Source organism: Pseudomonas sp. 44 R 15, from assembly GCF_900004965.1.
Lineage (GTDB): Bacteria > Pseudomonadota > Gammaproteobacteria > Pseudomonadales > Pseudomonadaceae > Aquipseudomonas > Aquipseudomonas orientalis_A.
In genome coordinates this window covers 43841-49291 of record NZ_CVTU01000086.1, presented here as the reverse complement: position 1 = coordinate 49291, position 5451 = coordinate 43841, and the positions used below count along the sequence as shown (strand labels likewise).

The 5451-nt window shown below is 61.4% G+C and carries 4 protein-coding genes and 2 pseudogenes; 3 read left to right on the top strand and 3 right to left on the bottom strand.

The features are described from left to right. Positions 1 to 311: 311 nt before the first annotated feature. Entirely contained in the window at positions 312 to 1217 is a 906-nt protein-coding gene (locus BFP93_RS11225; RefSeq protein WP_065893128.1) for a LysR family transcriptional regulator, read from the top strand. 1 nt (position 1218) lies between these two features. Here BFP93_RS11225 and BFP93_RS11220 read toward each other — a convergent pair whose 3' ends face one another. Beyond that, the gene (locus tag BFP93_RS11220) at positions 1219 to 2151 is read right to left on the bottom strand and encodes a cupin (RefSeq protein WP_065893127.1); all 933 of its coding nucleotides are present in this window, start codon (positions 2149 to 2151) and stop codon (positions 1219 to 1221) included. Positions 2152 to 2408: 257 nt separating this feature from the next. Between BFP93_RS11220 and BFP93_RS11215 the strand changes: the two genes are divergently transcribed. Then, positions 2409 to 3278 (top strand): isocitrate lyase/PEP mutase family protein, encoded by an 870-nt coding sequence (locus tag BFP93_RS11215; RefSeq protein ID WP_065888139.1) that lies wholly within the window; start codon positions 2409 to 2411, stop codon positions 3276 to 3278. Between the two features lie 60 nt (positions 3279 to 3338). Here BFP93_RS11215 and BFP93_RS29660 read toward each other — a convergent pair. Further along, a pseudogene (locus BFP93_RS29660) lies at positions 3339 to 3815 on the bottom strand (methyl-accepting chemotaxis protein); the annotation flags it as partial. Between the two features lie 111 nt (positions 3816 to 3926). Then, positions 3927 to 4694: pseudogene (locus BFP93_RS29655) on the bottom strand (PAS domain-containing protein); the annotation flags it as partial. A 182-nt stretch (positions 4695 to 4876) separates the two neighbouring features. Between BFP93_RS29655 and BFP93_RS11205 the strand changes: the two are divergent. Then, a complete protein-coding gene (locus BFP93_RS11205) occupies positions 4877 to 5257 on the top strand; it encodes a RidA family protein (protein ID WP_065893125.1) in 381 nt (126 codons plus the stop codon). Positions 5258 to 5451: the final 194 nt, after the last annotated feature.

Genomic DNA, 5451 nt, shown 5'->3' with positions numbered 1-5451 from the left:
AGAGCGTTTTGCTTACTTTTGCGCTTTTCAAAAGTGAGCCGCCGTCAGGGCGGAACCCTAAGCAGCCGTTACCGCAGAAACGGATATGTACTCAACCCAATCCAACATCCTGGCCAGCCCTGAGGCCGCCATCGGGGGCAAGCCCCCTCCCACAGGGGATCTTCACTGCTTTAAGCATTTCGTTCGCTTAACTGACTGGCATTAGGGCAAGCCCCCTCCCACAGGGTATCTCCACTGTCAGTTGGCTGTTGACAGCACGCGGCAAACCTCCACAACCTGCACCTCTGCCCGCCCTGCCCCTGAGGCCGACCTTGGATTATTTCGCCGCCCTGACCGCCTTCGTCGAAGCCGCCGAAGGCAACAACTTTTCCCGCGCAGCCGAACGCCTGGGCATCAAGGCCTCCACCGTTTCACGCTACGTGAAGGACCTTGAGCAGGACCTGGGCATCGCGCTGTTCAACCGCTCCACACGCACCCTGCACCTGACCGAAGGGGGCCAGACGTTCCTGATGCACGCCCGCAGGGTGCTCGATGAACTGGAACACGCCAAAGCGGCGACGTCGGCGCTGAACCAGCAGCCGCGCGGGTTATTGAAGCTCAACCTGCCGCCGGCCTTTGCCCGTCACCATATCCTTCCGGCCTTGAACGACTTTCGCCTGCGCTACCCGCAGATCGGCGTCGAGCTGGTGCTGGATAACGCCCAGGTCAACCTGATTCATACCGGCGTCGATCTGGCCATCCGCATTGGCGCGCTGGCCGATTCCACGCTGAAAGCGCGCAAACTCTGCGACGGCCACTACCGCCTGGTGGTCAGTCCGGCATTCGCCATGCAGCACCCGCCGCCCTCGACGCCGACCGATCTTGCCAGTGTGCCTGCGGTACTGGGCATACAGGCCATGAGCGATATCACCTTCGTCGCCGACAGCCGCGTAGCGTCGTTGGTGCATGGCGACTGCATCCGGATCAATGACCTGGACGCGCAATTGATCGCCGCGCGCCAGGGGTTGGGGTTCGCGCTGTTGCCGGACTGGCTGGTGGCCCGCAGCCTCAAGGCCGGCGAGTTGGTGATGTGGCTGCCGCAATGGCGCGTCCAGAGCGTCGAACAAGCGTTTGCCGTGTGGTTCGTCTACCCGCCCAAGCGCATCGTGTCGTCCAAGGTCCGCTGTTTTATCGACTTTATCGTCGAGCGCCTGGGCGAGACGCCGGACTGGCACTGACTCAACTGAAGCGAATATCCAGGGCACGCAGGTAGGTTTGCAGCCCCGCGTCCTGGATCGGAATCAGGAACGCCTCGGTGTCGGATTCGTTGAAGTGCGCATGCCAATACCCTGGCGGCGTCACGAAGGCCAGGCCAGGCGCCCAGTCGACCCGCACCGGGTTGCGAATCTGCCCGTCCGGCTCCAGCTCGGTGCCCACCAGGGAGTAGCAACCCGGCGGGCAGTCAATGATGAAATCCAGGGCTATCGACTGATGGCGGTGGGGCTTTTGCACCGACCCGGCCGGCAGGATTCCATACATCGCCCACAGCACGTGCGTCACTGTGCGGGTTTGGGGAAAGTTGCGGTTGCCCAGCAGGATACTGATGCGGCTGCGGTCCTGGGCACGCGGATCATCGGCGGCTTCGCGCAGCTTGGCGTTGGCCAGTGCCGCCGGGTACAAGGTGGGCGTGAAGCGATCGGCGCCGGCTGTCACGCCCAGGTAACGCAACAACGGTTCATCGTGCACATAGTAGAGACGCGCATCCTGGCTGGCGCTGAACTGCGCCTCCTGCCGGCCGGGCAGCGCGATAAAGCAGCCCTTGGACCATTCAATCGTGGACTCGCCCTGAACCGTACGGCCCGCTCCGGCGATCACGTAGAACACCTGCGAAGTGGCGTTGGGCTGCAAGGTGAGCGTATCGCCGCGATTAAGCCGCATGAAGTTCGCGCACAGCCCCGGACCGGTCGCCGGGCCTTCACAGCCCAGGGCGTCGCTGAGGTCCAGCGGGACCACGCGCGAGGGGCCGCTGTCGTACAGCGCGGCGGGAAAGCTGTGGTAGGGAATGCGCGTGATGAGATTGGCACTGATGGGATTGGCTGCCTTGCTGTACTCGAAGTACTCGGCGTCCAGTTGGTTGATGACACTCAGGGCGGGATCGAATTCACGGTTCATCAGGCTTACCTCAGTCTTGGGCTGGTGTGCACCGCGCGGTCGAGCACTGCGCCGGTGGATGAACTATAGGCATCGCGCGCCAGTGAATGAATCGCCAACGCCGCACAGCAGTTGTGCAAAACGGGGCAGTCAAACCATATCCAAACCACATCCCATGCCCGCAAACGTCATAAACCCCTGCCCGTCCCGTGGTAATCTCGCGCCACCACGAATAGACATTGATCGTCACTTGACGATGACCAAAGCCAGGAAAGAACATGCCCAAGATTTCTCACTCAGCGCTGCGCCGCAACTTTCGCGAACTGCTTGCCAAGCCAATCTGTGTCGAAACCGCCTCGGTTTTCGACCCCATGTCCGCGCGTATCGCCGCTGACCTGGGCTTTGAGGTCGGTATCCTCGGCGGCTCCGTCGCCTCCCTGCAGGTACTGGCGGCACCCGATTTCGCGTTGATTACCCTGAGTGAGTTCGTCGAGCAGGCCACCCGTATCGGCCGTGTCGCGCAGTTGCCGTTCATTGCCGATGCCGACCACGGCTACGGCAACGCCCTCAACGTGATGCGCACGGTTGAAGAACTGGAACGCGCCGGCGTTGCGGCGCTGACCATCGAAGACACCCTGTTGCCTGCGCAATTCGGGCGTAAATCCACGGATTTGATCTCCGTCGAGGAAGGCATCGGCAAGGTCAAGGCGGCCCTCGAAGCGCGTGTCGACCCTGAACTGTCGATCATTGCCCGCACCAACGCCGGCGTATTGCCCACCGAAGACGTGATCGCCCGCACCCGGGCCTATGAAAAGGCCGGTGCCGACGGGATCTGCATGGTCGGCGTCAAAGACTTCGACCACCTGGAAAAAATCGCCGAAAAGCTCACGGTACCGCTGATGCTGGTGACCTACGGCAACCCGCAGTTGCATGACAGCGAGCGCCTGGCCAGCCTGGGCGTGCGCATCGTGGTGGCCGGGCATGGCGCCTACTTTGCCGCGATCAAGGCCACTTACGACAGCCTGCGTGCGCAACGCCAGCTTACCCACAGCACCTCGAACCTCAGTGCCACGGAGTTGACCCACACCTACACATTGCCGGAAAGCTACGTGGCGTGGGCTGAAGAGTTCATGGATGTGAAAGAGTAACCACCGCGCCGGTGCTGGTCCTGGCGATCAGCACCGGGGCGCGCTTTTAATGGATCAGCATCACCCCACCCAGCCCACTGCGGCCTTGGGAATAACCTCAGACTCGTCCAGCTTGGACGCAAACATGCTCACCGCCTGCACCGCATCGCTGGTGCTGGTGCGGATCTGCAAAATCACCGATCCGGCCTGATCGGCCAGGTTCACCCCGCGCTGCGCGCCTTCCTGGGTGGCGTTCATGCTGCTCACGGCATCCCGGGTTTCGGTCAGGATCATGCCGATCATCTCAGCGATTTCCGCAGTGGAGCGGCTGGTACGCCCCGCCAGTTGCCGGACCTCATCGGCCACCACCGCAAAGCCGCGCCCCTGATCACCGGCGCGTGCAGCTTCGATGGCCGCGTTAAGCGCCAACAGGTTGGTCTGGTCGGCAATCCCGCGAATGGTGTTGACGATCGCGGTGATCTGCTCGGAGCGGTCGCCCAACTGCCCTACCAGGCGCGCCGAGGCGCCGATATTATCGGCAATGCGGCGCATCTCGGTGGCAGTGTCCTGGATGACCTGAGTGCCGTGCTCGGCAAAGCGTTCGGTCTCCGACGAAATATGATAAGCCCGCGACGCTCCCCGCGAGTCCTCCTCGAACTTCTCCACGCGCTCGGTGATATCGCTGGCGAACTTGACGATCTTGATCAACTTGCCGTCACCGTCGTAGACCGGGTTGTAACTGGCCTCCAGCCACACGACCCGGCCGTGTTTGCCGAGTCGTTTGAACTGACCGGTGAAAAACTCACCGTTGTTCAAACGTCGCCAGAAATCGGCGTATTCACTGCTGCTGATCAGGCTCGGCTCGCAAAACAAACGGTGGTGCTTGCCTTTGAGTTCCGCCAGCGAATAGCCCATCACCTGCTGGAAGTTGGCATTGGCGTCCAGTACCTGGCCGCTCAAATCGAACTCGATAACTGCCATCGCCCGGTCCAGTGCAACGAGTTTGCTGCGGGTGGCGGCTTCCTGCTCGACCTTGGCGGTGACATCCAGCGCGTATTTGACCACCTTCAGCACCTGCCCGCGCTCATCCAACAGCGGGTTATAGCTGGCCTCCAGCCAAATGGTCGCGCCGCTGCTATGCATGCGTTTGAAGGTGCCGGAGACAAACTTGCCGGCGCGCAGGTCGCTCCACAACTGAGCGTAGGCCGGGCTGCCGGTGAGGGCTGGAAAGCAAAAATCGCGATGGGTCTTGCCGGCCAATTGGTCGCGGGTATAGCCCAGGGTATTCAGAAAGTTATCGTTAGCACGCAACACCTTGCCGTTGAGGTCGAACTCGACGACGGCCATGGAGCGTTCGAGTGCAGCAATCAGTCCTTTGTACTCATCGACTTCGACCGTCCTGGCCGCCAGTTCTTGTTTGAGTTTCGTGTTGAACATGATGTTGCCCTCAACGTGCAGAGAATCAGTCTCTAACACGCTATCGGCGCGGCTTTGAGCGACTTTACCTCGCGCAGGATTTTCTTTTTTGACGTCAAAAAACTACTGACGGCTACCGTGACCCGCAGGTCCTCAATGGGTAGACTGCGCGGCAACGTTTACGCCCTACGCGAGAGGTTTTCATGGCAAACCACGATCTGCAGTTCACCCCTGATCCGGATGCAGGGTCCATCTCATCCGACGTGATTGGTTTCAACGGCATCCTGGTGTCCACCCAGATCCCCACCCACGCCGACGGCAGCCTGGAACTGGGCGATATCACGGCGCAAAGCGAATGCACCCTGCAAGCCCTGAAAGTCGCCCTGGAAAAAGCCGGCAGCTCCATGGACCGGGTGATGCACCTGACCATCTACCTCACCGACATGGCTGACCGCGCCGCGTTCAACGACGTGTACACGCGCTTTTTCGCCAAGCCCTGGCCGGTACGAGCTGCGGTGGGCGTTGCCGAACTGGCGGTCAAAGGCATGCGGGTTGAAGTCACCGCGATGGCCGCCAAGGCCTGATACCCGGGGATACTGTTGATCGTTCCCATGCTCTGCGTGGGAATGCCGCCTGGGACGCTCCGCGTCCCGCCGACAAAATGTGGGAGGGGGCTTGCCCCCAATGGCGGCCTCTGGGCCGACCAGGATGTTGGATCAGACCGAGTACATATCCGTTTCTGCGGTCACGGCTGCTAATGGTTCCGCTTTTACAGCGG